Genomic DNA, 23,695 nt, shown 5'->3' with positions numbered 1-23,695 from the left:
CGCGGGTCGGTGAGTCCATGAGTCGCGTACGGACCGCAGGCATCGCGGTGACGGCGCTCGGCGTCGTCGGCTACGGCCTCGGGACGCTCGTCGCCTATCCGGGGCGAGCGTTCTCGGTGACGGCCGTCATGGTCGGCATCACGCTGTGGGCCATCGGGGGTGACGTGCGGTGATTTCGGCGCTCGTCTACCGCGACGACGGCGCGTCGGCCTACGAGGAGACCGCGCTGGACGCGGCGCGCGACGCCGACGGGACGACGTGGGTTCGCGCGACGACCGGCGAGGAGTTCGACCGCGTCGCCGAGGCGTTCGGCATCCACTCGCTTTCGGTCGAGGACGTGCGGAACGACGCCCGCCCGAAGACCGAGGAGTACGACGAGTACACGTTCGTCCTCGTCCGAATGGCGACGCTCCGCGTCGGCGAACAGGTGTTCGAAGAGGAGGTCCAGACCAGACCCGTGGGACTCTGTTTCGGCGAGGACTGGCTCGTGACGCTGACGCGCCGGGAGTTGGAGCCGATAAACCACGTGTGGCACGCCATCGAGCGCGAGGAGCCGCGGATGCTCCGGTTCGGGCCGGACTACGTGGCCTACCGCGTCATCGACCGCATCGTCGACGAGTACTTCGGGTTGTTAGACGAGGTCGGCGAGGAAATCGAACTCATCGAGGACAGCATCTTCGAGGGGCCGGACCCGGAGGTGCTCGAAGGGCTGAACGCGGTCCGGCGCGACCTGCTTTCGTTCCGAAAGACGGTGTGGCCGACCCGCGAGGCCGTCGGGGTGCTCGCCCGCGGCGACCCCGACTACGTCCGCGAGGCGACCGAGAAGTACTACCGCGACGTGTACGACCACCTCGTCGAGTTGGTCGACCTGACGGAGACGTACCGCGACCTCGCGCGCGGCGCGCGGGATATCTACCTCAACACCCTCTCGCAGTCGACGAACGAGGTGATGAAGACGCTCACCGTCGTCGCGACCATCATCCTCCCGCTGACGCTCGTCGTCGGCATCTACGGCATGAACTTCGACCCCGGCGCGTCGGCGTTCAACATGCCCGAGCTCGGCTGGGCCTACGGCTACCCCGCGACGATGCTCGGGATGGCGCTCGTCTCCGTGGTCCTGCTCGTCTACTTCCGCCGGGAGCACTGGCTCTGAGCGACGAAAGAGCTATCATACCCGATTAATCACACCGACGCTCGCTTCTCGTCGACTCGATGACGACAAAGCGCCTACATCGTGCGATTCACCCGCACAGAATAGGCGAAAGCTTTATAAGGTTTTCGAACTTACTGTTGGTAAGGCCAGTCCAAGCCGGATTATTCTTTCGTCTTCTGTGGTCTTCCCGGCCGAGACGTATCCGCGCCTTCCACCCACCATGAGCGACACCACAACCACCCGAACCTACAGCGCCGACGCAAAGACCCGGGACGTCCGTTCCCGCGAGTCCGAGCGAGACGAAAAACAGCGAGACGAGACGCAGGTCTGCCCCGAGTGTAGCGGCCACCTCGTCACCGACGAGGAACACGGCGAGACCATCTGCGAAGAGTGCGGTCTCGTCGTCGAGGACACCGTCGTCGACCGCGGCCCGGAGTGGCGCGCGTTCGACTCCGCCGAGCGCGACAGCAAGTCCCGCGTCGGCGCGCCGACGACCAAGATGATGCACGACAAGGGGCTGTCGACCAACATCGGCTGGCAGAACAAAGACGCCTACGGCAAGTCCCTCTCGCCGCGCCAGCGCGAGCAGATGCAACGGCTCCGCACGTGGAACGAGCGGTTCCGCACCCGCGACTCGAAAGAGCGCAACCTCAAGCAGGCGCTCGGCGAAATCGACCGCATGGCGTCGGCGCTCGGCCTGCCCGAGAACGTCCGCGAGACCGCGTCGGTCATCTACCGCCGCGCGCTCAACGACGACCTGCTCCCCGGCCGCTCCATCGAGGGCGTCGCCACCGCGGCGCTGTACGCGTCGGCCCGGATGGCGAGCACTCCCCGCTCGCTCGACGAGCTCGAAAAAGTCTCGCGCGTCGATAAGATGGAGCTCACCCGGACGTACCGCTACATCGTCCGCGAGCTGAAGCTCGAAATCAAGCCCGCCGACCCCGAGCAGTACGTCCCGCGGTTCGCCAGCGAGCTCGGCCTCTCCGACGAGTCCGAGCGGCAGGCCCGCCAGCTCCTCCGCGACGCGAAGGAGACGGGCGTCCACTCCGGCAAGTCGCCGGTCGGCCTCGCCGCCGCCGCCGTCTACGCCGCCGCCCTCCTCACCAACGAGAAGGTGACCCAAAGCGAAGTCTCGACGGTCGCAGACATCTCCGAAGTCACCATCCGCAACCGCTACAAAGAACTGCTCGAAGTCCAAGACGGCCTGTTCGCGTAAGCGCTCCGTGGGTCGGTGGCCCGTACTTTTTCTCGCCCGTGCCAGCCCGTAACAACATTTATCCGCGCTCCCGGAGCATATACGGGGTATGGTTGAAGCGTTCGTCCGACTCTTGTGCCCCGAATGTGGAAAGGACTGGGAGACGAATCCGAACGAACTCCCCGCTCACCGCGACAACTACTCGTGTCAGGGCTGTGGCGCGACGCGGCGCACGGCCGAGTTCATGCGGACGGAGCGCGACCTCCAGACGCTCAAGCAGTTCGAGTAGCGAGGAAAGAGACAGCCCGTCTCCCGGTCGGGGAAGACCCCGCCGGACGCTCGTTTTTTTAGATGTCGGGAATCGCCGAGAGCGCGCCGCACGCGTCGCACTTCAGAACCTTCGCACCCTGTTCCGTGACGAGTTTCGTGTCGGGCGACCCGCATTCGCTACAGCGCACGAACGACTCGACGTACTCGTCGAGCGCGTCGGCGATGCGGTGCTGTCGGAACTCGCCGGTAAAGCGCGCGCGGCCGCGGTCGTCGATTTGGGCGCTCGTTCCCAGTTCCGTCTGGAAGAACTTCAGGACGTGCGTCGCCTCGCGCGCGAGCCGGTCGTGGGTCGCCGCGAAGTTCTCGTAGACCGTGACGTTCCCCTCCTGTCGGACCGTCGGCTCCGGGACGCTGAAGCGGTCGCCGCCCTCCGCGACGTCCGACGACTCCGAGAGCGCGCGGTCTAGTTGGTCGTCGTAGTCCATGCGCGACAGTACGCGCGCGCCGGCGTAAAATTCTCACGACCCCCGGCGCGCGCGACCGGCGCTCGGCGCGCGCCCTCCATAGCTATATAAACTGCTCGTGAGATTCCGCCGACGCTCGCTATCGACGGGACGAAACAACAAACGAATTGAAAACGTTCGAACACGAAATTTCCCGTGAGACCCCCATAATCGCCGGTTTAAGGGAGTCGGATGCTAACGTGACTCAAGATAATACTATATCCCTCCGGTCTCAAGCCGTGGTTGCTCATGAAGAAGCAGGAACTCATCCACCTGCACGGTCTGCTCGCAGAAGTCCACACCCAGATTGAGGCCTGGGAGGACGAGGAAATCAGTCTCGTCGAGTACAACGAACTCGGCGTACGACCGACATCCATCCACAAGTCCAAAACGGACCACAAAGCAGCCGTGTTTAAACTGGCGAAAGGTATCACCGGAGCGATGCGCGAGGCCGAACCAGAGCCGCTCGCACCGCAAGCCGACTGAATCGAGAAAAGAAACGCGTTCTCCTCTACGACCCTACAGCCGAGAGCGACCGCGCCGTGCTCTCACGGACGACGACGCTTCCGAGCGACTGCCGCGTCGAAGCAGTGGATGAGTTCCGCGCAGGCAGAAACAGCGGGCGGGACTGAGGCGGCGACGCGACGGCGGCGGCTTCAGCGGTCGTCGACGAGGTCGTCGTAGTCGACGAGCGTCCCGTCGGCCTCCGCCGGGCCGGTCTCGGCGCGGGTGTCGCCCTCGCCGTCGGTCTCGACCGACTCGTCGTCGACGCGGTCGATCGACAGCACCTTCAGCGGGATGTTTTCGAGGCGTTGGCCGATCTCCTTGCGGGCGATGCGCGAGGCGTGTTCCTCCCGTTCGACGTTGAACACCGTCATCTCCAGTTCGAGGGCGACGAGCGCCTCGTCCGCGGCGATGAACGCGGGAGGAAGCTCCTCGCCGCCGGGCGAGGTCCGAGCGCCCATGCTAATCTCGACGTACTTCAGGTCGGGATTGAGCATCTCACCCGTCTTCGAGATGGCGATGCGAATCGCCTCGTCGACGGTCTCCACGTCGTACACCGGGACCGCGGCCTCGACGACGACTCTGCAGTCCATGGGTACGATGAGGTAGTGTGCCGAAGGCTATCAACCTTCTTGCCACGCCGTCACGCGTCGCTCACTCCCCGCCGGAGCGGAGGTAGTGAAACACGTACGTCTGGGTGTAGCCGGCGTAGCGACCGCCGAGGCGCTCGCGGATGGCCCGCGAGGTGTCGGCGTAGTTCCCCCGGTCGCAGTCGGGGTAGTGCTCCTCGATGGCCGACCGAATCCACGTGTCGAGCGGGACGGCTTCGAGGTAGTCGAGCGAGAACAAGAGGACGCAGTCCGCGACCTTGTCGCCGACGCCGACGAACGTCGTCAGGAAGTCGCGGGCGTCCTCGTAGTCGCGGCCGCGGGCCTCGTCGGGGGTCGCCTCGCCGGTGGCGACCATCTCGGCCGTCCGCCGGACGTAGGGCGCGCGGTAGCCGAGGCTGAGGTCGCGCAGTTCCTCCTCCGTGGCCTCGGCCAGCCGCTCGGGCGTCGGGTACGCGAAGTACGTCTCGCCGTCGAACTCGACGCGCTCGCCGTAGGTCTCTCTGAGCCGCGACTGCATCCCGAAGATTCGGGAGACGCGCATCTGCGCCGAGCAGATAAAGGAGACGAGACAGCCGAACGGCGGGTCGCGGACGAGCCGCATCCCCGGATACGCCTCGTAGGCCCGCCGGACGAGCGGTTCGTCGGGCATCGCCGAGACGATGGCGTCGAGGTCGTCGTCGAGGCGGAGCAGGTGGGTGAGAAGCGGGACGGCGTCGAGGTTCGACTCCCACTCCAGCGCGCCGTCGGTCTGCCGCACCCTGACGACGGCCGACTCGTCGGAGACGCCGTCGAGCGGCGGGACGACCGTCTGGTACCACGCGTCGCCGCCGTGGGCCGCGTCGCGCTCGTACATCCGGCCGTCGGGGCGGTCCCAGAGGTACGACTGGCCGCTCTCCAGCGTCGATTGGAGGTCGAACGCTCCGTCGAGGCTCGCGAGGTCGATGACACCCGTCTCCATCGCTTCGACGTTGGGCGCGGGGGATTTGCGGGTTTCGATGCCGGCGGGCGAGGCGGGCGGTAGCGAGGCGGCGCTCGCCGAGTCCACCGCCGAAACTGCGCCGCGCGCCGCGCTCAGCGGTTGCGGCTCACCGGGAAGCTGACCCGGTCCGGGTGGTCGCCCAGTCGGTCGAGGACGCGCTCGTACAGCCGGTTTTTGACGCGCTGGGCGCGGGTCGGCGGGACGAGCACGCGGAGTCGGAAGACCACCCACGACTCCTCCTGCGCGACGTTGACGGTCGGGCCGTCGGCCACGTCGAGGTCCAGCGGCGACTCGGCGAGTCTGTCCCGGTAGCGTCTCATCGCGGCGTCCATGTCGTCGCCGACTTCCTCGTCGGCCACGTCCAAGAGGAGTTGGCGGACGAACGGGAGGTCGGTCTCGTAGGACACCTGCACCGGCACCTCGGTCCAGACGCGGTCGAACAGCGCGCCGTAGTTGACGACCTCGGAGGAGAGGACCAGCGAGTTCGGGACGGTGACGGTCCGGCCGGTCGGCTGGTTCGACGCGAGGGGGCCGCCGGTCTCCCAGAGCGTCGTGACGAGGAAGCCGACCTCGGCGACGTCGCCGGAGACGGAGCCGATGTTGACGCGGTCACCGACCGCGTAGGGGCGGCTCACGAGGATGTAGAACCAGCCGATAAAGGAGAGAATCGGCTGTTGGAGCGCGAAGGTGACGGCGAAGCCGATGACGCCGAAGGAGACCAACACGCCGAGCCACTGGTCCGTGAACGCCCCGAGGACGCCGACGAGCGCGACGCCGCCGACGCCGAGTCGCAGGACGTTCCGAACGTCGTGGGCGCGGCGGCGGTCCGCGATGCGCGCGACGAGGAACGCGGTGAGAAACCGGTAGACGCCGTAGGCGACGAGCGCGACCGCGGCGGCCGACAGCCCGGTCGAGAGAAGCAGGTCGGCGTTGGGGACGTCGAGGTCGGAAAGCGGGGTCGTCGCGCGGACGAGCCACGAGAGGACCGCGGCGAGGAGTCCGGCGGCGAACGCGCCGAGGCCGAGGCGGCGAGACATACCGTGGCCGTCGGGTGGACGACCCAAAAAGGTGTAGTCGAACCGATGCGAGGGGCGGCGGCGACCTCAGTTGCGGATGTGGAGGTCCGTGAGGGTCGCGAGGCGGTCGGCGACGGCGCCGTCGAGGCCCTCGCGGGTGACGCGCCACTCCCAGTTGCCGGTCTGCGTGCCGGGGGTGTTGAACCGGGCGTGCGAGTCGAGTCCGAGGAGGTCCTGCGTCGTCGTGAACGCGAGGACGGACGCGGAGTTCCAGACGGCGTCGATGATAGACCAGTGAATCTCCGAGCCGTCCGCGCCGATGTTGTAGTGGAGGCAGTCGCGGGTGCGGTCGTCGAGGTCGCGGTAGTAGCCGACGAACGTGTCGGTGTCGTGGGTCGAGGTGTAGGCGACGGAGTTCTCCGGGTAGTGCATCGGCTGGTACATGTCGCCCTCGCGGCACCAGTCGGCGTACTGTGGGACGCGCATGCCGGGGAAGGCGAACCGGTCGCGGAGGTCGACGAGCGAGGGGTCGAGGAAGCCGAGGTCCTCGACGATGAAGGGGAGGTCGCCGAGTTCGCGCTCGACCGTCTCGAAGAAGTCGTGGCCGGGCGCGTCGCGCCACTCGCCGTTTCCGGGGTCGTCCGAGTCGGCGTCGATGGCCCAGAACTCGTCGAACCCCTTGAAGTGGTCGATGCGGGTCACGTCCACGAGGTCGAACAGCCGGCGGAGGCGGTCGAGCCACCAGCCGTAGCCGTCCTCGCGGAGCGTCTCCCAGTCGTACAGCGGGTTGCCCCAGCGCTGGCCGGAGTCGTCCGGGTTCGGCGGGACGCCGGCGACCACGGCGGGTTCGTTCGACTCGGTGAGGTCGAACGCCTCGGGGGCGGCCCACACGTCGGCGCTGTCGAGCGCGACGTAGATGGGGAGGTCGCCGACGAGGGTGACGCCCTTCTCGTCGGCGTAGTCGGCGAGGGCGCGCCACTGCTCGTCGAAGCAGAACTGGACGAACTCGCGGTAGCGAACCTCGTCAGCGTACTCCGCGCGGGCGTCGGCGAGCGCGTCGGGGTCGCGCGTCTTCAACTCGGTCGGCCAGTCTATCCACGCCCGGCGGAACTCGTCTTTCAGGGCGGCGAACAGCGCGTAGTCTTCGAGCCAGCCGGCCTCGCGCTCGCGGAAGGCGTCGAAGGCGGCGCGGTCGTCCTCGGTGGCCTCGGCCTCGAAGCGGTCGAAGGCGGTGCGGAGCCGCGAGCGCTTGTACTCGCCGACGCGCTCGTAGTCGACCGCGTGGGGGTCGAACTCGGGGGCTGGTTCGAGGTCGTCGTCGGTGAGCCACCCGCGCTCCGCGAGGCCGGTGAGGTCGATGAGAAGCGGGTTGCCGGCGAACGAGGAGGTCGATTGGTACGGCGAGTTCGCCATGGCGGGTTCGGTCGGCCCGAGGGGGCAGAACTGCCACATCGACTGTTCGGCGTCGGCGAGGAAGTCCACGAAGGCGCGCGCGCCGTCGCCGAGGTCGCCGATGCCGTGGGGCCCCGGGACCGAGGTGACGTGCATGAACACCCCGCTCTGTCGAGAAAGTCGCATACCCACAGGGTCCGCGTGCGACCCAATTGGTACTTTGGGTCGAAACAGCGGGCCGACGACGAGGGCGCGACCGCGGGAGTGGGGACGGTCCCACACCGCCGACGCCGGCACAGTTGTGCTAGCAAATCGCACGAAATCGGCCGCGAGCGGGCGTCGCTCGCGCCCGTCTCAACAACACTTATTCTCCCCCGTCCGTTCCGTGCGCGTATGAGTGATATCGCTGTCATCCTCCCCGACGGGACGGAACTCTCCGTCGAGGAGGGTGCGACGGTGCGAGACGCCGCGTTCGCAATCGGCCCCGGCCTCGGCAAGGACACCGTCGCCGGCGTCGTCGATGGCGAACTCGTGGACAAGGAGACGCCGCTCCACGACGGCGCGGACCTCGTCATCGTCACCGACCAGTCCGACGAGTATCTCGACGTGCTCCGCCACTCGGCGGCCCACGTCTTCGCACAGGCCCTCCAGCGGCTCCACCCGGAGGCCAAACTGACCATCGGCCCGTGGACGGACGACGGCTTCTACTACGACGTGACGAGCGTCGACCTCGAACAGGAGGACCTCGAAGCCATCGAAGACGAGATGCGCGACATCATCGAGGCGGACCTCGACATCGAGCGCGTCCTCGTCGACCGCGAGGAGGCCCTCGAAAAGTACGCCGACAACCCCTACAAGCGCGACATCCTCGAAGACGAGGCCGCCGGCGACGACGAACTGTCGTTCTACCAGCAAGGCGAGTTCGAGGACCTCTGTAAGGGCCCGCACGTCGAATCGACGGGCGAAATCGGCGCGGTCAAGCTCCTGAACATCTCGGCGGCCTACTGGCGCGGCGACGAGGAAAACGACACGCTGACGCGGGTGTACGGGACGGCGTTCGAGTCCGAGTCCGACCTCGAAGACTTCCTCGACATGCGCGAGGAGGCCAAAGAGCGCGACCACCGCAAGCTCGGCCAGGAGCTGAACCTGTTCGCCATCGACGAGACGACGGGACCGGGCCTGCCGCTGTACCAGCCGAACGGCAAGCGCATCCTCGACGAGCTCGCGGACTACGCGAAACAGCTCAACCTCGACGCGGGCTACGACCCCGTCGAGACGCCCCACCTGTTCCGGACGGAGCTGTGGAAGAAGTCGGGCCACTACGAGAACTACGTCGACGACATGTTCCTCCTCGACGTGAACGACGAGGAGTACGGCCTGAAGCCGATGAACTGTCCCGGCCACGCGACCATCTTCGACCAGCAGTCGTGGTCGTACCGCGACCTCCCGGTGCGCTACTTCGAGGACGGGAAGGTCTACCGGAAGGAACAGCGCGGCGAGCTGTCGGGCCTCTCGCGCGTCTGGTCCTTTACCATCGACGACGGCCACCTGTTCGTCCGCCCCGACCAGATCGAAGACGAGATCAACCTCATCATCGACAACATCCTGACGGTGTTCGACACCTTCGGGCTGGACGCCGAAGTCGCGCTCGCCACGCGCCCCGAAAAATCCGTCGGGAGCGACGAAATCTGGGAGCAGGCGGAGACGCAACTCCGCGCCGTGCTCGACGACAGCGGCATCGACTACGGCATCGAGGCCGGCGACGGCGCGTTCTACGGCCCGAAAATCGACTTCGCGTTCAAGGACGCCCTCGGTCGCAAGTGGGACGGCCCGACGGTCCAGCTCGACTTCAACATGCCCGACCGCTTCGACCTCACCTACACGGGCGAGGACAACGAGGACCACCAGCCGGTGATGATTCACCGCGCGCTTTACGGCAGTTACGAGCGCTTCTTCATGGTCCTCATCGAACACTTCAACGGCAAGTTCCCGTTCTGGCTCGCCCCCGAGCAGGTCCGCATCCTGCCCATCTCGGACGACCAGATGGGCTACGCGAAGAAGCTCCAGTACGAACTCGGCGACTTCCGCGTCGACATCGAGGACCGCTCGTGGACGCTCGGCCGGAAGATTCGCGAGGCCCAGACCGACCGCGTCCCGTACATGGTCATCGTCGGCGGCGACGAGGAGGAGGCCGGAACCATCTCCGTCCGCGACCGCAAAGAGCGGGAGGCAAAGGACGTGAGCGTCGAGGCGTTCCGCGACCACCTCCGGAGCGAATACGACGAAAAGCGCCCCGAACCCGACTTCCTCGCCGACGAGGAGTGAGGCCCTCGGTCCGCTTAGACCGCGACTGATTCTCTGTTTCGGCGGTCCCGCGCCGCCGCGTCCAACTCCCGCCGGACCGTCGTCCGGAACGACTCGTCTCTGATGAGGTTCGCGAGCACGCCGAAGTGTCCGCAGTCCCACTCGCGGCGGTTCGGCCTCGGGACGCCCCACTCGTCGAGGAGCGCGCGGGCCGTCGAGGTGGGGGCCATCTCGTCGCGGGTCCCGACGAACGGGAAGACGCGTTCGGGCGCGAGACACGGCGCTTTCGGCGGGTTCAACAGCGGCGCGAACTCGTGGAGCGCCGCGCCGGTCCAGCCGGCCGCGTCGAGCGCGTCGTCGATGTCGAGCAGTCTCGTGAGTTCCCCCGCGAGGAGCGTCTGGTCGATTGCGCCGGGCATCCCCGCGGGGAACAGCAGGTCGGGGCGCATCGACTCGGGCCAGTCGCCGCACCGTCCCCCGACGTGGAGCGCGATTGTGCCGCCGAGGCTGACGCCGCCGACGCCGACGACCGGCGCGCCCTCGGTCCGCGCCCAGTCGGTGAGGACGGCGGTCTCCAGCGCGGCCGCCGAGTAGAGCGTGAAGAGGCCGACGGGCGCGCGGGCGATGTAGGGTTCACCGCTGTACCGGCCGAGTAGCTCGCGGCGACCGTGCCACGGCGCGTCGGGGAGGATGACCCGATAGCCCTCGGGGGCGAGCGCGCGGGCGACGTACTCCTCTTCGGGCCAGTAGCCGAGTTGGTCGTCGAACGCCCCCCATCCGGAGTGGAAGACGAGCGTCGGCAGGTCGGCGTCGCCGCCGGTGTTGACGTCGATGTCGACGGGTTCGTACACCCGCGCGGTCACCCGGTCGCTGAGGTGCGGCGAGGGCGACCGGAAGCGAAGCAGGTACTCGACGGTTCCCGGTCCGCGGACGGTCGCCGAGCGCTCGACGCGGGGGAACTCCTCGGCCGCGCTGGACTCGGCGAAGCCGTACAGTCGCTCGGGTTCGGCGAGTTCGTGGTTCCAGCGGGTCCGCGCGTCCTCGGGCGAGGGCGTCTCGAACTTCACCGACGGCACGAGGTGTTCCTTCGAGAGGAACCCGAAGATGTCGGTCGGTTTGGCCCGCCGTTCCGACACCTCGCGGCGCTCTCGCTCGACGGCGACGCGCTCGTCGGGCGTCGACTCGCCGTCGCCCCAGAACACCTGCTCCCAGCGGTCCATCGTCTCGTCGTACGCGCCGCGGAGGCGCGCGTACCGCGCGAGGGCGCGTTCGATTCGGTCGTGGAGGTGCGGCGCGGGCGGCGCGCCGACCTCGCGGAGGTACGCTTCCGGGCCCTCCGAGAGCGCCACGTCGGCCGCGGCGCGAGCGCGAACGACGGCGAACTCGCGTGGGAGCGAGCGTGTCTTGAACGCCTCGAACGGGCGCGAGGTCACAAGTCGGCCGGCGGGCGAGGTGAGCAACCGGTGTACCGCCGGGGTTTCGAGGTGGTCCATACCGTGTGATACGAGTGACACGATAATGACCCTAGGCCCGCCTGTCGATGAGTGAGAACGGGCGGGGTCGGCCGGCGCTCAGGCCGAGTCGAACCGCCAGCGCGTCGCGTCGGCGGGAAAGCCGGACCACGCCAGCGCGCGCTCGGGGCGAACCCGAAACACCGGCGTTCCGTGTCGAATCCCGTACTTCGCCTCGTAGGCGTCGTCGACGCGGGCGAGCCTGGTTTCGTCCGCCGTCTCCGCGTCCAGTCGCTCGGCGACGCCTTCGAGGATGACCACGTCGGTCCCGCTTTCGGTGTGGACCGCGAGGCGCGGGTCGCGCGCGAGATTTCTCACCCATCTGGTCCGCTCGCCGCCGCCGCAGTGGAACGCGCCGTCGACCCAGACGCCCCAGACCGGGCGGGCGTGCGGCCGACCGTCGGGGCGAGTCGTCGCGACCCAGAACACCTCGTCGTCTGTGAACGCGGTTTCGACGACGCGCCACTCCAGAAGGCCGTCGTCCGATGCGGGGATGCCGTAGCTCGCTTCGGTCTCGGGGCGGTCGCAGACGGTCGCTGGCGGCGCGTCGTCGGGCATGAGACAGAGAGGGGCCGCGAGAGATTAAGCGCGAACTCCTACCACGCCGTGAGCGCGTCGGTCCCGTGGGTCCACGTCAGGGCCGCGAGGAAGGCGAGGACGCCGGTGATGGCCGCCGCGCCGCCGACGAAGAACACCCACTCCATGCCGACTTCGGCCATGAGGTAGCCGCCGAGGAGTGGCGCGACGACGCTCCCGGGCCGCCAGAGGAGTTCGCGGATGCCGAAGCTACTGGCGACGCCCGCGCCGCCGGAGCCCTCGTCGGCGAAGAGCGCCATGCTGGCCGGTTCGCGGAGGCTGTCGGCGACCCCGAGCAGACCCGCGAGGCCGACGAGCGGGAGGAAGGCGGGCGAAAGCGGGCCGAGGAGGGGGAACACCGCGGGGAGCGCGAGCGCCCCGCCGACCGCCGGCGAGAAGGGAACGGCGAGCGCGATGAGACCGTAGAGGCCGCCGCCGACGAAGACGAACCGCGCGCGGCCGTACCCGTCGGAGACGCGGCCGGTGTAGGGCTGACAGAGCATGTTGGTGAACTTCTCGGCGACGACGGTGGCGGCGACGGCGATGCCGCCGTATTCGAGGCCGCCGGAGGCCGCGGCAACGCCGGCGTAGATGGGCACCCACGTCCGGACGAGCGTAACGGCGACGGCGTACTGGACGCGGAACGTCGCCATCGTCAGGATGCGCTCGTTGAGCGCGAGGTCAGTGAAGGGAAAGCCGCGGACGCGGGTCTCGTCCGGCGGGAGGAACACCCAGATGGCGACGACGGCGATGCTCAGGAGAATCGTGATGACCATGAAGATGGGCGTGAAGCCGAACAGGTCGTAGAGGACGCCGGCGCTGATACTGCCGAGGATGGAGGCCGCGAACCGGGCGGCGTTCGCCTTCCCGATGTGGTTCGCGCGCGTCCCCTCGCGGGCGAGCTCGCCGACGAGCGCGAGCGACATCAGCCCCGCGCCGGTGACGGCGACGCCCTGTGCGGCCCGCGCGAGGATAAACGAGAGACTGGAGTCGACGAGCGGAAAAGCGGCGTAGACGACCGCGCCGAGACCGACCGTCCCGGCGAGGACGAGGCGTTTGTCGTAGCGGTCGCCGGCCCACGACAGCGGCACGACGGCGACGGTCTGGGCGAGCGTGAAGCCGGTGGTGAACATCCCGATGACGAACCCGCGCGAGAGGGAGAAACCGCCGAGCGCGAGCCCGCCGAGGGCGAACTCGGGCACGAGGACCGCGCTCGGGTCGAGTTCGTTGATGTACTTCGGAAGCAGGGTGACGAGCGTGATGAAGCCGAACCCCCCGGCGAATCGAGTGAGATACAGCGTCCAAAACCTGAGACGGGTGCGGTCCATGGGCTGTGTGCGGTCAACCGGCGAAAAGAAGTACCGGAACCGGCGGTCACCGTCGGCGACCTAAAAGCCCGTCAGATAGCGGCAGTGAGCTTTATCTTTCAGGACGAGTGACACATCATATGGAACAGGTGGGTGGAGAGACGGCCGCGAGAGGTACGGAGACGCGCCTCGTTCGGATCGAGCGGGAGATGAACGACCACGGGGCGATGACCGTCCGCGTGGTCGAGACCGGAGAGCTACGCACCGTGGTGGCGTGTGCGACGTCGGACCTGCGGGAGCGACTCGCTTCGACGGCGGCGGGCGCGGAGTTCCCGCTTCGGCTCGCGCCGTCGCCGGGGCGCGGGAACTCGTGGGTCGCACTCGGGAGGTAGTCAGGAGTCGAAAAGCAGTTTCGCGCCGACCGCGAGGCCGCCGAACAGCACTACGAGCACCGCGCCGGCGACGACGTCGGAACCGAAAAGCACCCCGAAGTCCGGGGTGAGAACCGCAAGGAACCGTCCGGGGTCGAAGTGGTCCTCGACGCCCGTGGCCAGTCCGAAGACGATGGCGACGAGAAGCGTGATGAAGACGAGGACCAGTTCGGTCCTGTCGCTCTGGTTCATAGTCGGTAGCGTTCGGAGCGGGACATAAAACATCCGAGGGTGGGAAGCCACTCACCTGTCAGCTATCCGAGTGATATAGACGGAGCGCCTCGGCTGTCGGAGTTGGTCTGGAAGGAAGTAGTGGGCCGGACGCGATTTGAACACGCGACCGTCTGATTAAGAGTCAGACGCTCTGCCTAACTGAGCTACCGGCCCTTGCAATCTCTCGTAACTGCCGGTAGGTAAAATGACTTTCCTTTCTGTACGACGACGGCAGGGACGCACACGCGCGAAACAACGGACAAACGGTGGGTGTTAAGTGGCGGCCGGCCGGAGTAGCGGGCAACGATGAGTGCAGGGGTCAGCATTTCCTCGATGTCTACGTACGCGATACTCGGCTGTGGGAGCGTCGGGCACGCGGTCGCCGAGGAACTGACAGACGAGGGAAAAGACGTCCTCATCCTCGACAAGGACGAAAGCCGCGTCGAAGCCCTGCGCGACCAGGACTTGAACGCGCAGACCACGAACATCGCCGACCCGGAGCTCGCCGACGCCGTCACCGGACGCGACGTGATTCTCATCCTCTCGTCGGACGTCGAGGCCAACAAGGCCGCCGTCTCGACCATCCGCGACCGCGACGAAGACCAGTTCATCGTCGTCCGCGCCTCCGACCCCGTCTCAGAGGACGAACTGACGAAGCTCGGTGCCGACGTGGTCATCAACCCCTCCGAGGTCATCGCCGACTCCGCGCTCCGAAGCGTCGAGTCCGGCGAGCTCGAATACAAGGCCCGCCAACTGGCCGACATCCTGCGCGACACCGACCACGGGATGGCCATCCTCACCCACGACAACCCCGACCCCGACTCGCTCGCCTCGGCGGTCGCCCTCCAAGCCATCGCCCGCGAGTACGACGTCGAGGCCGACATCCTCTACTCGGGAGACATGGGCCACCAGGAGAACCGGGCGTTCGTGAACATCCTCGGCATCGAACTCACCCCGCGGAGCGACTCGAAACCGCTCGAAGAGTACGGCGCGGTCGCGCTCGTCGACCACATGAAGTCGGGGATGCCCGACCTCGGCGACGCCGACATCACGGTCTTTATCGACCACTTCGAACCCGACGACGGCATCGACGCCCGCTTTACCGACGTGCGGCCGAACGTCTCGTCGACCTCGACGATTCTCACGAAGTACATCCAGGAGTTCGACCTCAGCCCGTCGCAGGCGGTCGCCACGGCGCTTCTCTACGGCATCCGCGCCGAGACGCTCGACTTCAAACGCGACACGACGCCCGCCGACCTGACCGCGGCGGCGTACCTCTACCCCTTCGCCGACCACGACACGCTGGAGAAAGTCGAGTCGCCGTCGATGTCGCCGGAGACGCTGGACGTGCTCGCCGAGGCCATCCAGAACCGCGACGTGCAGGGCTCGCATCTCGTCTCGAACGCGGGGTTCATCCGCGACCGCGACGCGCTGACGCAGGCGGCCCAGCACCTCCTCAACCTCGAGGGCATCACCACGACGGCCGTCTTCGGCATCGCCGACGACACCATCTACCTCGCGGCGCGGTCGAAGGACATCCGCATGAACATCGGGAAGATTCTGAGCGACGCCTTCACCGGCATCGGCGAGGCCGGCGGCCACTCCACGCAAGGGTCCGTCGAGATTCCGCTCGGCATCTTCACGGGCATCGAGTCCAACGACGACAACCGCGACACGCTCCTCCAACTCACCGAGGAGGCGGTAAAGCGCAAGCTCTTCCGTGCGATGGGCGTCGAGGGCGGCGAGAGCGGAAACGGGAGTTAGAACGTCAGACGACCAGCGACTCTTCGTCTTCTTCTGGGTTCTTCAGGCGCTCGATGACGTCGTTGATGAGGATGACGTCGCCGACGGCGCGGACCCATCGATACGGGATGAGAACGCCCTTTCCGGGTTCGATCTGGTTGCGGAACAGTTCGTCGTTCAGCGCCGTCAGCGCGAGGCCGGTGACCGTCTCGTGGTCCAAGTCGAGGCGGACGTCTTCGACCTCGCCGACGAACACACCGTTGTTCGAGTAGACCTCCCGGCCTACGAGCGTCGTAATCTCTTCGGGCGTCCCGTCCATATCCGCCAACATGGGATGCCGGGTCTTAATTGTTCGTAGCCCGCGAGTCGGGGCGCAGACGCGCGGCAGACGGGCGTCCGACGCCGGCGAGAAATCACCGGACGGAGACGTGTTGTTCAGTTGAGAAGACGGGGGCGAGTCGCCGCGAACGACGACCGAGACAGGAGCCGAGTCGGGGGCGCGTTACCGCCGCGGCGCGACCAGTTGAATCGGGTGTTGCGTCGGGCGGCTGAGGAGCGAATCGAGCTGTTCGAGACAGGAGGTCCCGCTGGCGACGACCGTGCGGTCCCCGTTCTCGTCGGTTTGGAACTGCCCCTGTAGCTCGGAGCCGACGTCGACGCTGAGTTCGTAGTACTCGGACTTGTAGCCGAACGAGCCGGCCATGCCACAGCACTCCACGTCGGAGGTGGCGACGTCGTAGCCGAGGTCCGACAGGACGGCCTCGGTGTGGCCTTCGAGGCCGAGCGTGCGCTGTTGGCAGTGACTGTGGTAGGCGACTTCCTCGCCCGTACCGGCCGAGAGCGCGTCGGCGTCAGCGCCGTGTTCCAGCAGGCCGAAGACGTACTCCATGACCTCGTAGCTGGCCTCCGAGATGCGCTCGAAGGACTTCTCGGGCAGGAACTTCTCGTACTCGGTTCGGAACATCGCGAGGTCCGAGGGCTCGATGACGACGATGTCGCGGCCGTCGTCGATGTGCTCCGCGAGGCCGGCGTACACGTCGTGGGCGTGGTCCTCCGCGGTCGCAACCATGCCCTGCGAGAGCGGGGCGCGGCCCGACGAGCGAACGTCGGGGACGATGACGTCGACGCCGAGCGCTTCGAGGGTACGGACCGCGGCCTTCCCGCGTTCGACCTGCACGTGGTTCGTGTACACGTCGGGGTAGACCACGGCCGTCCGGACCGGGTCGTCGACCCGCGAGGTGCGGCTCTCGAACCAGTCTTTCAGCGTCTCGCGCTGGAATTCGGGGAGTTCGCGGCGGGCGTCGATACCGAGGAACCGCTCCATGACGTCGCGGGAGACGCCGAGGCCGGCGGCCCAGTTGGAGACGGGCGCGAAGAAGCTCCCGACCTTCGCGGCCGTCTCGAAGTTGCCGAAGAAGCGCTTCTGGAGGCTGACGCCGCCGGGTTCCTCGTCGGGGGTGAGTCCCTCGACGAGCCAGTCGAGTTCGGACACCTCGCCGCGGTTGACCCGGTCGCGGACGACCGTGTTTATCCACGGGATGTCGATTTCGACCGGGCAGGCGGTGGTACACCGGCTACAGCCGGTACAGAGGTCGTTGAACTCCGCGGCGCTGTCGAGGCCCTCGACGCCGGCCTCCCAGCCGGTGCCGATGCCGCCGGAGTAGGTCTCGCCGCCGAAGGCGTGGCCGCCGACGTGCTGGAAGTTGGCGCAGACGTTGGAACACGCCGAACACCGGATGCAGTAGAGCGTCTCGCGGAGTTGGTCGTCCTCGCGCATGTCGAACCGCCCGTTGTCGATGAGCACGAGATGGAAGTCGCGGTCCGTCTCGGTCGCCGAAAGCGGCGTGTCGGGAGCGTCGAAATCGACGGTCGGCGACTCGACCGGCGGCGTCAGAAGCGAGATGTAGGAGGTGATGTCCTGTCCCGTCCCCGACTTGCCGATGAGTTCGACGAAGGGCCGGAGGTCCTCGACGGTCGGAATGACCTTCTCGACGCCGGCGACCGCGACGTGCGTGTCGGGCACGACGGCCGTCTTCCGGGCGTTACCCTCGGAGGTGACGAGCGCCATCGTCCCGGTGTCGGCGGTGATGAAGTTCGCGCCGGTCATCCCCACGTCCGCGCCCTCGATGAGTTCGCCGAGCTGTTCGCGGGCGAACATGGTGAGTTCCTCGGCGGTTTCGAGGGGTTCGTCGGGGTCGAACGCCTCGTTGAACAGGTCGGCGATGGCCTCCCGCGACTTGTGGATGGCGGGCGCGACGATGTGCGACGGGGACTCGTCTGCGACCTGCAGGACCCACTCGCCGAGGTCGGTTTCGACCACGTCGATGTCGGCGGCTTCGAGGTCCTCGTTGACCTCTATCTCCTCGGAGGTCATCGACTTCGACTTGACGACGCGCTCTGCCTCCTTGTCCTCGCAGACCTCGCGGATGTACCGGTTCGCGTCGGCCGCGTCGTCGGCGATGTAGAGCGTGCCGCCGTTCGATTCGACCGTCTCGCGCAGTTGGTCGATGAGTTCCGGGAGCCGTTCGATGGCGTCTTCCTTGATGGCCCGCGCTTCGGACTTCAGCCCCTCGTAGTCGTCGAGCGTCTGGACCGACTGGTAGCGCCCCTCGTTGAACCCGCGGGTGCTCGTGCCGACGGCGTCGCCCTCGGTCTCCATCAGCTGTCGAATCTTCGCCGCCTTGGCCTCGCGCGCCTTACTCATCGAGAATCACCACGTGGACTTCCTTCGGACCGTGCGCTCCCTTCACCAGCGCGCCCATGTCGGCGGTGGCGCTGGGACCGGTGGCGATGATGGCCGAGGAGTGTCCCGTGCGGAACTCCTCGCCCAGCCAGTCGAACGCCTCGGGCATGCCGGGGACGATGTCCGACCGCCGGAGGACGGCGACGTGGAGGTCGCCGAACAGGCTCACGGGTTCGACGCCGTCGGGCGTGCCCTGCACGACGACGCTCCCGTAGTCCGCGATACCCAGACCGGCCGCCGTGACACCCGCGTTCGCCTCCCGGAGGTCCGCCGGGGTCGGGTCGGTGTTCACCCAGTCGGGGAGGTCGACGCCGTCGTACGGGAGGGAAACGCCGATAGTCGGGTCCGAACAGAGTCCTTCGAGCACGTCCGCCAGCCCATCGGGAGACGCGTGTGTCCAGCCTACTTCGAGTCGTTCGAGCGAGTCCTCGAACGTCGCAACCGTGCCGGTTGACATACGTGGAACTAGCGCGTTCTACATAATCGTTCTTCGGGTTCAGACACCACGCCGTCGGTTAATTATGAAAGATTCGGGTTAGGGGAATCGACCGACCGCCTCGTCCGCGTCGGCGACCGTGCCGGCCGCCTCGCGCTTGCCGGCGGCGGATTTCGTCACCGCGTAGGCCTGCACGACCAAGTAGCCCGCCCAGAGGAGGTAGCCGCCGGTCCCGCTCCCGAGGACCGTCGGGACCGTTCGGAACGTCGTGAGCCCGATTCCGTTGAGCCACGTCCCGATGAGGAGGACGCTGAAGTAGCCGTAGAAGCCCGTCGCCCACCACATGCCGACGACGCGCGCCCAGCCGGGTTGGACGTGTTCGGGGAGCCGCGTCGTGTTCATCACGAGGACGAGCGCGGTGTAGGGCCACATTATCACGCCGGACATCGCGGCCCCGACGACGAGGAAGAAGAACGGCTCTTGGCCCTCGAACGGCGAGGAGAAAAGCAAGATGATGACGACGCCCCAGACGCAGAAGGCGGTGAGGAGCCGCCAGAACAGCTTCGGGAGGTCCCAGCCGGCCTCGCGGCCGTAGGACTCGTAGAGGGCGTCGGCGCTGTTGCGGACGAACGACTCGACGATGGCGTACTCGGTGGTAAAGAGCGCGACGAAGAGGACGGCGAAGACGAGAAACGAGCCGACCGGGCCGAGAAGCGGGACGACGTCGCCGAGCCACATCTGAATGGCGTTGGCGGTCGACCCCGACGCGTAGCGCATGGCGACGCTCATCAGCGCGGGGGCGACGAGGAGCAGGCCGAACACGAACGTGAGCAGGTGTTCGAGTTGGACGACGCGCCACCAGCCGCGCCAGCGGCGGAGGTTCGTCAGCGTCGGGCGGAACGCGAAGCCGTCGCGCTGGATGGGTTCGGGGTCGTCGCCGCGAAGCGGGTTCTTCACGCGCCCCTGATAGTTGCCCATGCCGTAGCCCTTCTCCCGCATCCAGAGGCTCTGAGAGAGGTTGAGGTAGCCGCCCGCGCCGGCGAAGGCGAGGCCGCCGAGGAAGACCGCGATGTCCAGTCCCTCGGGGAGCGTTCCGACCGAGCCGGCGGCCGCGGGGAGGTCGGCGAACTCGACCCACGAGCCGGTGACGGCGACGAGGAGCAGGGCCGCGCCGATGGCGACGAACAGGAGGCCGATTTGGAACACCTCGACGGCGTTGTACATGACCGACGACACCTGATACGAGAGCCAGATGACGCCCATGAGGGCGGCGGCGACGAGTTTCCACGTCGCGAGCGACGCGCCGAAGAGCGCGACCGACCCGTCGAGTCCGAGCGCCGTCGTGGCGACCTGCGCCGCGCCGGCGGCCCACCCCGGCCACCCGAGGCTGATGAGGCCGCCGACGAGGAACGCCCACGGCCAGTACGACCCCACGCGTGCGAACGCGCGGAAAATGCTCTCGCCGGTGGCGAGCGTCCAGCGCTGAAGCTCCGTGTTGATGAGAAACTGCGTGAAGACGCCGACGACGAACGCCCAGAACACCGCCCAGCCGTACTGCGCGGTCAACACCGGCCAAAACAGCGTCTCGCCGCTCCCGAGCGACGCCCCGAGCATGATGGCCGAGGGGCCGACGACGTGGCCGACGCGGGGGACCCGCGGGAGGTCGGCGAGGCGGAACGACCCGCCCTCGCCCGACTCGGGGTAGTCGTCCGAGTCGTCGGACTCCTCCAACTCCTCGTAACGAAGCGGGAGATACCACGTCCCGCGGTACTGCTTTCCCTCGACCTCGGAGGCGTAGACGTCGTCGCCGCCGGCGACGCTCGGTTCCGTCGAGGGCGCGGACTCCGAGGGGTCCGAGAGGTCCGCGCCGGAGTCGTCCGAGTCGTCGAGCGCGTCCGACCGCGCGGACGCGTCGGCGTCGGAACCGGGTCGACCGTCGCTCACGAGACGAGACACCCCGGAACGGAACTATCGGACGGCGAATCGCTTGACATCGATGCGTTTGCCGGAATTGTGGCCCGATGGTGTATAAATTCGTAGGGTGGCTGTCGCGTTCAAAAACGGGACTACCCGCCGAGGAAGTGCCAGATGTGGCCGCGCTCTTCCGGCGGGTCGACGCCCGGCAGTTGCTTGAGCGCCGGCTGAATCGCGTTCCACCAGCCCTCGGCGGACTCGAAGCCGGCGGGGTAGTCGTGGTACACGTCCCGCAGGAAATCCGCCTTCTTCGCCTCCGGGTGGTCGGTGAGGTACTGGTACGCCGCCGACAGCGCCTCCCGGCGGGCGTCGAGCATCGGGCCGCTCCCCGGCAGGTCCGCGCGCTCGATGGCGGACGAGACGGCGGGCGGGTGGTCGAGGTCGTTAGGACCGTCGGCCTCGGCCTCGCCCGTGGCCGCGGTTTCGGTGGGCGAAGCCGAGTCGGTCGAGTCGGCGGCCCGCCCCGCAGTCGACTCCCCGCGGGCGGGTATCGGAATCCAGAACACCCGGCTCCGAGCGCCGACCTTCCGGGTGGCGAGGTCGCCGCGTTCTTCGAGTTCGTTCAGTTTGTTGTGCGCGGTGCGCCGCGAGCAGTCGAGCGCCTCCATCACGTCGGTGGCGGTGAGGGGGCGAGCGGCGTCGTCGCGCCCCTCGAACACGTCCAAGACGGCGTCCAGCGAGATGCGTCCCACGTACTGTCCGTGCTCGTTTCGGGAGCGCGCGCGAGACTCATCTTCCATGATAATTCCAGTTCACACGACTGTATAAGCCTTTGCACACGAGTGAATATCCAGTTCACTCGTGTGTTGTGGCCGTGAGACACGTGTGTTATAGCCGTTTCGAGAATCGGTTTTCCGAAATCGGCTCCGAACGCGAACCGACAGGATAGACCATGTGAAACCAGAATTCGGCGTTTAATCGCGTATTTGCCCGAATATCCACGAGTGTACTGGGTTGTGTACTTCGGGTAAGTCGACCTCAACAGATATGTCATGAATAGCGACGAACGATAGATATTTATCACAAAGGTTGTGTAGCGGATGCCACGATGCACCGCATCAGGCACGAATCTGGAACGGCACAGGCTGGAACGAACTGCGGAGGTGTGCGGCATGGTTAACGCGACCGACGCGGTCGTCGCACTGCTCCCGCTTATCACCATCGCCTATCTGATGGTCGGGCGGTACTGGCCCGCGACGCGGGCGATGCCCGTCGCGTGGGTCGTCGCAATCGGGGCCGGCGTCCTCGGCTGGGGCATGACGCCGCAGTGGGTCATCGCCTCGACCATCAACGGCTTCATCACCGCCTCGAACATCCTGTACATCGTCTTCGGAGCTATCTTGCTCCTGTACACGCTCAAGCAGACGGGCGCGTTCGACGCCATCAACAACGGCTTCGCCTCCATCAGCGAGGACCGCCGCGTGCAGGTCGTCCTGCTCGTGTTCCTCATGGGCTCGTTCATCGAGGCCGCCGCCGGCTTCGGCACACCCGCGGCAATCGTCGGCCCGCTCCTCGTGGGCCTCGGCTTCCCGCCGCTCGCGGCCGTCGTGGTCGCGCTGACGGGGAACCTCATGGCCATCACCTTCGGCGCGGTCGGCACGCCGCTCATCATCGGGATGATAGACATCTTCGACGACGTGCCGGTCATCACGAACGCGCTCGACGCGCAGGGCATGGGCGTCGAACAGTGGGTCTCGGAAATCGCCGTCTTCGCGGCGATGAACCACGTCGTCGTCGGCATCCTGCTCCCCTTCATCGGCGTCGCCATGATGACGCGTTTCTTCGGCGAGGAGCGCTCCATCAAGCCGGCGCTCGCAGTGCTTCCTCTCACGCTGTTCGCGTGGGCGTCCTTCTCGGTGCCGTACTTCCTGACGGCCTACTTCCTCGGCCCGGTGTTCCCCGGACTTGTCGGCGCGATGGTGGGGCTACTGCTCACCGTCTCCGCGCTCAAAGCCGGCTTCTTCCACCCCGACGAGGAGTGGGACTTCGCGCCGCAGACCGAGTGGCCCGACCACTGGGTCGGCGACATCCAGCCCGGCGAGACGAGCCAGCGCGGCGGTGCGGTCGCCGCCGACGGCGGTTCGGTCCAGCAGATGCCGCTGTGGAAGGCGTGGACGCCGTACGTCCTCGTCGCGGCGCTCCTCGTCGTCACCCGCGTGTTCGACCCGCTGACGAGTTTCCTCACGTCGAACCTCGTCTTCGAGTACGCCGACATCTGGGGCACGGAGTTGGCCGGCGACTTCCAGTTGCTCTACCTGCCCGGCGCGGTGTTCCTCGTGGTCCACCTCGTCACCATCGGCCTCCACGACATGGACGCGAAGCAGGTCAAAGCCACGTGGGCGGAGACCGCCGAGAAAGTCACGCCGGCGGTCGTCGCGCTGTTGTTCGCGGTCGCCACCGTCCAAATCATGCTCCAGTCGGGCAACGCCACGGGCACCGACAGCATGCTCATCGTCCTCTCCGAAGGCATGGCAGGCATCGCGGGCGGCGTCTACCCGTTCTTCGCCGCCTTCGTCGGCGCGTTCGGCGCGTTCCTCGCGGGGTCGAACACCGTCTCCGACATCCTGTTCGGCACCTTCCAGTACGGCGTCGCCGACCAGATCGGCACGCCGAAGACCGTCATGCTGGGCGCGCAGGCGGTCGGCGGGGCCATCGGCAACCTCATCGCCGTCCACAACGTCGTCGCCGCGCTCGCGGTCGTCGGCCTCGTCGGCGAGGAGGGCCGCGTCATCCGCCTCGAACTCATCCCGCTTCTGTACTACGGGACCGCGACCGGCGTCCTCACGCTCCTGTTCAGCTACGTGCTGTTCCCGGGCGTGTTCTGACCGGCCGGC

At 67.3% G+C, this 23,695-nt stretch carries 23 protein-coding genes and 1 tRNA gene; 9 read left to right on the top strand and 15 right to left on the bottom strand.

The annotated features are described in order from the left end of the window. Nucleotides 1–17 precede the first annotated feature (17 nt). The 4 genes from IEV64_RS08615 to IEV64_RS08600 all read left to right on the top strand — a co-directional run bounded on the left by IEV64_RS08615 (nucleotide 18) and on the right by IEV64_RS08600 (nucleotide 2,637). Nucleotides 18–173, top strand: coding sequence for a hypothetical protein (locus IEV64_RS08615; protein WP_007274443.1), 156 nt, complete (start codon nucleotides 18–20; stop codon nucleotides 171–173). Next, a complete protein-coding gene (corA, locus tag IEV64_RS08610; RefSeq protein WP_007274444.1) occupies nucleotides 170–1,153 on the top strand; it encodes a magnesium/cobalt transporter CorA in 984 nt (327 codons plus the stop codon). The genes IEV64_RS08615 and corA overlap by 4 nt, the downstream gene beginning before the upstream one ends. A gap of 220 nt (nucleotides 1,154–1,373) precedes the next feature. After that, entirely contained in the window at nucleotides 1,374–2,369 is a 996-nt protein-coding gene (locus IEV64_RS08605) for a transcription initiation factor IIB (protein ID WP_007274445.1), read from the top strand. Between the two features lie 88 nt (nucleotides 2,370–2,457). Then, a complete protein-coding gene (locus IEV64_RS08600; RefSeq protein ID WP_004970575.1) occupies nucleotides 2,458–2,637 on the top strand; it encodes a DUF7836 family putative zinc-binding protein in 180 nt (59 codons plus the stop codon). Between the two features lie 58 nt (nucleotides 2,638–2,695). Here IEV64_RS08600 and IEV64_RS08595 read toward each other — a convergent pair whose 3' ends face one another. Then, nucleotides 2,696–3,103 (bottom strand): translation initiation factor IF-2 subunit beta, encoded by a 408-nt coding sequence (locus tag IEV64_RS08595; protein WP_188423665.1) that lies wholly within the window; start codon nucleotides 3,101–3,103, stop codon nucleotides 2,696–2,698. 267 nt (nucleotides 3,104–3,370) lie between these two features. On the opposite strand from IEV64_RS08595, the gene IEV64_RS08590 reads away from it, so the two are divergent. Further along, nucleotides 3,371–3,607, top strand: a complete 237-nt coding sequence (locus IEV64_RS08590) for a UPF0058 family protein (RefSeq protein ID WP_004041569.1) — start codon at nucleotides 3,371–3,373, stop codon at nucleotides 3,605–3,607. A gap of 170 nt (nucleotides 3,608–3,777) precedes the next feature. On the opposite strand, the gene IEV64_RS08585 is transcribed toward IEV64_RS08590, so the two are convergent. The 4 genes from IEV64_RS08585 to malQ form a co-directional block, all read right to left on the bottom strand. Further along, nucleotides 3,778–4,218: a DUF555 domain-containing protein gene (locus IEV64_RS08585; RefSeq protein ID WP_188423664.1), complete on the bottom strand. Its 441-nt coding sequence runs from the start codon at nucleotides 4,216–4,218 to the stop codon at nucleotides 3,778–3,780. A gap of 61 nt (nucleotides 4,219–4,279) precedes the next feature. After that, a complete protein-coding gene (locus tag IEV64_RS08580) occupies nucleotides 4,280–5,194 on the bottom strand; it encodes a DNA-3-methyladenine glycosylase family protein (RefSeq protein WP_004970572.1) in 915 nt (304 codons plus the stop codon). Between the two features lie 113 nt (nucleotides 5,195–5,307). Continuing rightward, nucleotides 5,308–6,252, bottom strand: coding sequence for a mechanosensitive ion channel family protein (locus IEV64_RS08575; RefSeq protein ID WP_188423663.1), 945 nt, complete (start codon nucleotides 6,250–6,252; stop codon nucleotides 5,308–5,310). A 66-nt stretch (nucleotides 6,253–6,318) separates the two neighbouring features. Beyond that, nucleotides 6,319–7,809 carry a 4-alpha-glucanotransferase gene (malQ, locus tag IEV64_RS08570; protein ID WP_188423662.1) on the bottom strand — a complete coding sequence of 497 codons (1,491 nt, stop codon included), beginning with the start codon at nucleotides 7,807–7,809 and terminating at the stop codon, nucleotides 6,319–6,321. Nucleotides 7,810–8,016: 207 nt separating this feature from the next. On the opposite strand from malQ, the gene thrS reads away from it, so the two are divergent. Continuing rightward, nucleotides 8,017–9,948 carry a threonine--tRNA ligase gene (gene thrS / locus IEV64_RS08565; protein ID WP_007274450.1) on the top strand — a complete coding sequence of 644 codons (1,932 nt, stop codon included), beginning with the start codon at nucleotides 8,017–8,019 and terminating at the stop codon, nucleotides 9,946–9,948. A 14-nt stretch (nucleotides 9,949–9,962) separates the two neighbouring features. Here the strand turns inward: thrS and IEV64_RS08560 are convergent, their stop codons facing one another. From IEV64_RS08560 to IEV64_RS08550, 3 genes are all read right to left on the bottom strand, one after another. Beyond that, nucleotides 9,963–11,420 carry an alpha/beta hydrolase gene (locus IEV64_RS08560; RefSeq protein WP_188423661.1) on the bottom strand — a complete coding sequence of 486 codons (1,458 nt, stop codon included), beginning with the start codon at nucleotides 11,418–11,420 and terminating at the stop codon, nucleotides 9,963–9,965. Between the two features lie 78 nt (nucleotides 11,421–11,498). Then, nucleotides 11,499–11,996 carry a pyridoxamine 5'-phosphate oxidase family protein gene (locus IEV64_RS08555; protein WP_188423660.1) on the bottom strand — a complete coding sequence of 166 codons (498 nt, stop codon included), beginning with the start codon at nucleotides 11,994–11,996 and terminating at the stop codon, nucleotides 11,499–11,501. 38 nt (nucleotides 11,997–12,034) lie between these two features. Beyond that, the gene (locus tag IEV64_RS08550) at nucleotides 12,035–13,342 is read right to left on the bottom strand and encodes an MFS transporter (RefSeq protein ID WP_188423659.1); all 1,308 of its coding nucleotides are present in this window, start codon (nucleotides 13,340–13,342) and stop codon (nucleotides 12,035–12,037) included. Between the two features lie 119 nt (nucleotides 13,343–13,461). Here IEV64_RS08550 and IEV64_RS08545 point away from each other — a divergent pair, with 119 nt between their 5' ends. Beyond that, on the top strand, nucleotides 13,462–13,713 hold the full coding sequence (locus IEV64_RS08545) for a DUF7999 family protein (RefSeq protein ID WP_188423658.1): 252 nt from the start codon (nucleotides 13,462–13,464) through the stop codon (nucleotides 13,711–13,713). Here IEV64_RS08545 and IEV64_RS08540 read toward each other — a convergent pair whose 3' ends face one another. Both IEV64_RS08540 and IEV64_RS08535 read right to left on the bottom strand, forming a co-directional pair. After that, entirely contained in the window at nucleotides 13,714–13,944 is a 231-nt protein-coding gene (locus IEV64_RS08540) for a hypothetical protein (protein ID WP_007274455.1), read from the bottom strand. Between the two features lie 121 nt (nucleotides 13,945–14,065). Next, nucleotides 14,066–14,139, bottom strand: a tRNA-Lys gene (locus tag IEV64_RS08535). A gap of 132 nt (nucleotides 14,140–14,271) precedes the next feature. Here IEV64_RS08535 and IEV64_RS08530 point away from each other — a divergent pair. Continuing rightward, nucleotides 14,272–15,729, top strand: a complete 1,458-nt coding sequence (locus IEV64_RS08530) for a DHH family phosphoesterase (RefSeq protein WP_004970563.1) — start codon at nucleotides 14,272–14,274, stop codon at nucleotides 15,727–15,729. A gap of 4 nt (nucleotides 15,730–15,733) precedes the next feature. Here the strand turns inward: IEV64_RS08530 and IEV64_RS08525 are convergent, their stop codons facing one another. The 5 genes from IEV64_RS08525 to IEV64_RS08505 form a co-directional block, all read right to left on the bottom strand. Next, nucleotides 15,734–16,027 carry a PRC-barrel domain-containing protein gene (locus IEV64_RS08525; RefSeq protein WP_007274456.1) on the bottom strand — a complete coding sequence of 98 codons (294 nt, stop codon included), beginning with the start codon at nucleotides 16,025–16,027 and terminating at the stop codon, nucleotides 15,734–15,736. A 183-nt stretch (nucleotides 16,028–16,210) separates the two neighbouring features. Further along, nucleotides 16,211–18,412, bottom strand: a complete 2,202-nt coding sequence (locus IEV64_RS08520) for an LUD domain-containing protein (RefSeq protein WP_188423657.1) — start codon at nucleotides 18,410–18,412, stop codon at nucleotides 16,211–16,213. After that, nucleotides 18,405–18,908 (bottom strand): LutC/YkgG family protein, encoded by a 504-nt coding sequence (locus IEV64_RS08515; RefSeq protein ID WP_007274458.1) that lies wholly within the window; start codon nucleotides 18,906–18,908, stop codon nucleotides 18,405–18,407. The genes IEV64_RS08520 and IEV64_RS08515 overlap by 8 nt, the downstream gene beginning before the upstream one ends. Nucleotides 18,909–18,986: 78 nt before the next feature. Continuing rightward, nucleotides 18,987–20,831 carry an Nramp family divalent metal transporter gene (locus IEV64_RS08510; protein ID WP_007274459.1) on the bottom strand — a complete coding sequence of 615 codons (1,845 nt, stop codon included), beginning with the start codon at nucleotides 20,829–20,831 and terminating at the stop codon, nucleotides 18,987–18,989. Between the two features lie 122 nt (nucleotides 20,832–20,953). Beyond that, nucleotides 20,954–21,601, bottom strand: a complete 648-nt coding sequence (locus tag IEV64_RS08505) for a helix-turn-helix domain-containing protein (RefSeq protein ID WP_007274460.1) — start codon at nucleotides 21,599–21,601, stop codon at nucleotides 20,954–20,956. 372 nt (nucleotides 21,602–21,973) lie between these two features. Here IEV64_RS08505 and IEV64_RS08500 point away from each other — a divergent pair, with 372 nt between their 5' ends. Then, a complete protein-coding gene (locus tag IEV64_RS08500) occupies nucleotides 21,974–23,686 on the top strand; it encodes an L-lactate permease (protein WP_188423656.1) in 1,713 nt (570 codons plus the stop codon). Nucleotides 23,687–23,695 lie beyond the last annotated feature (9 nt).

It is taken from the genome of Haloferax sulfurifontis, assembly GCF_014635105.1.
GTDB classification, from domain to species: domain Archaea; phylum Halobacteriota; class Halobacteria; order Halobacteriales; family Haloferacaceae; genus Haloferax; species Haloferax denitrificans.
Note: the sequence above shows the minus strand (reverse complement) of the source record. Positions and strands in the feature narration are given on the sequence as shown.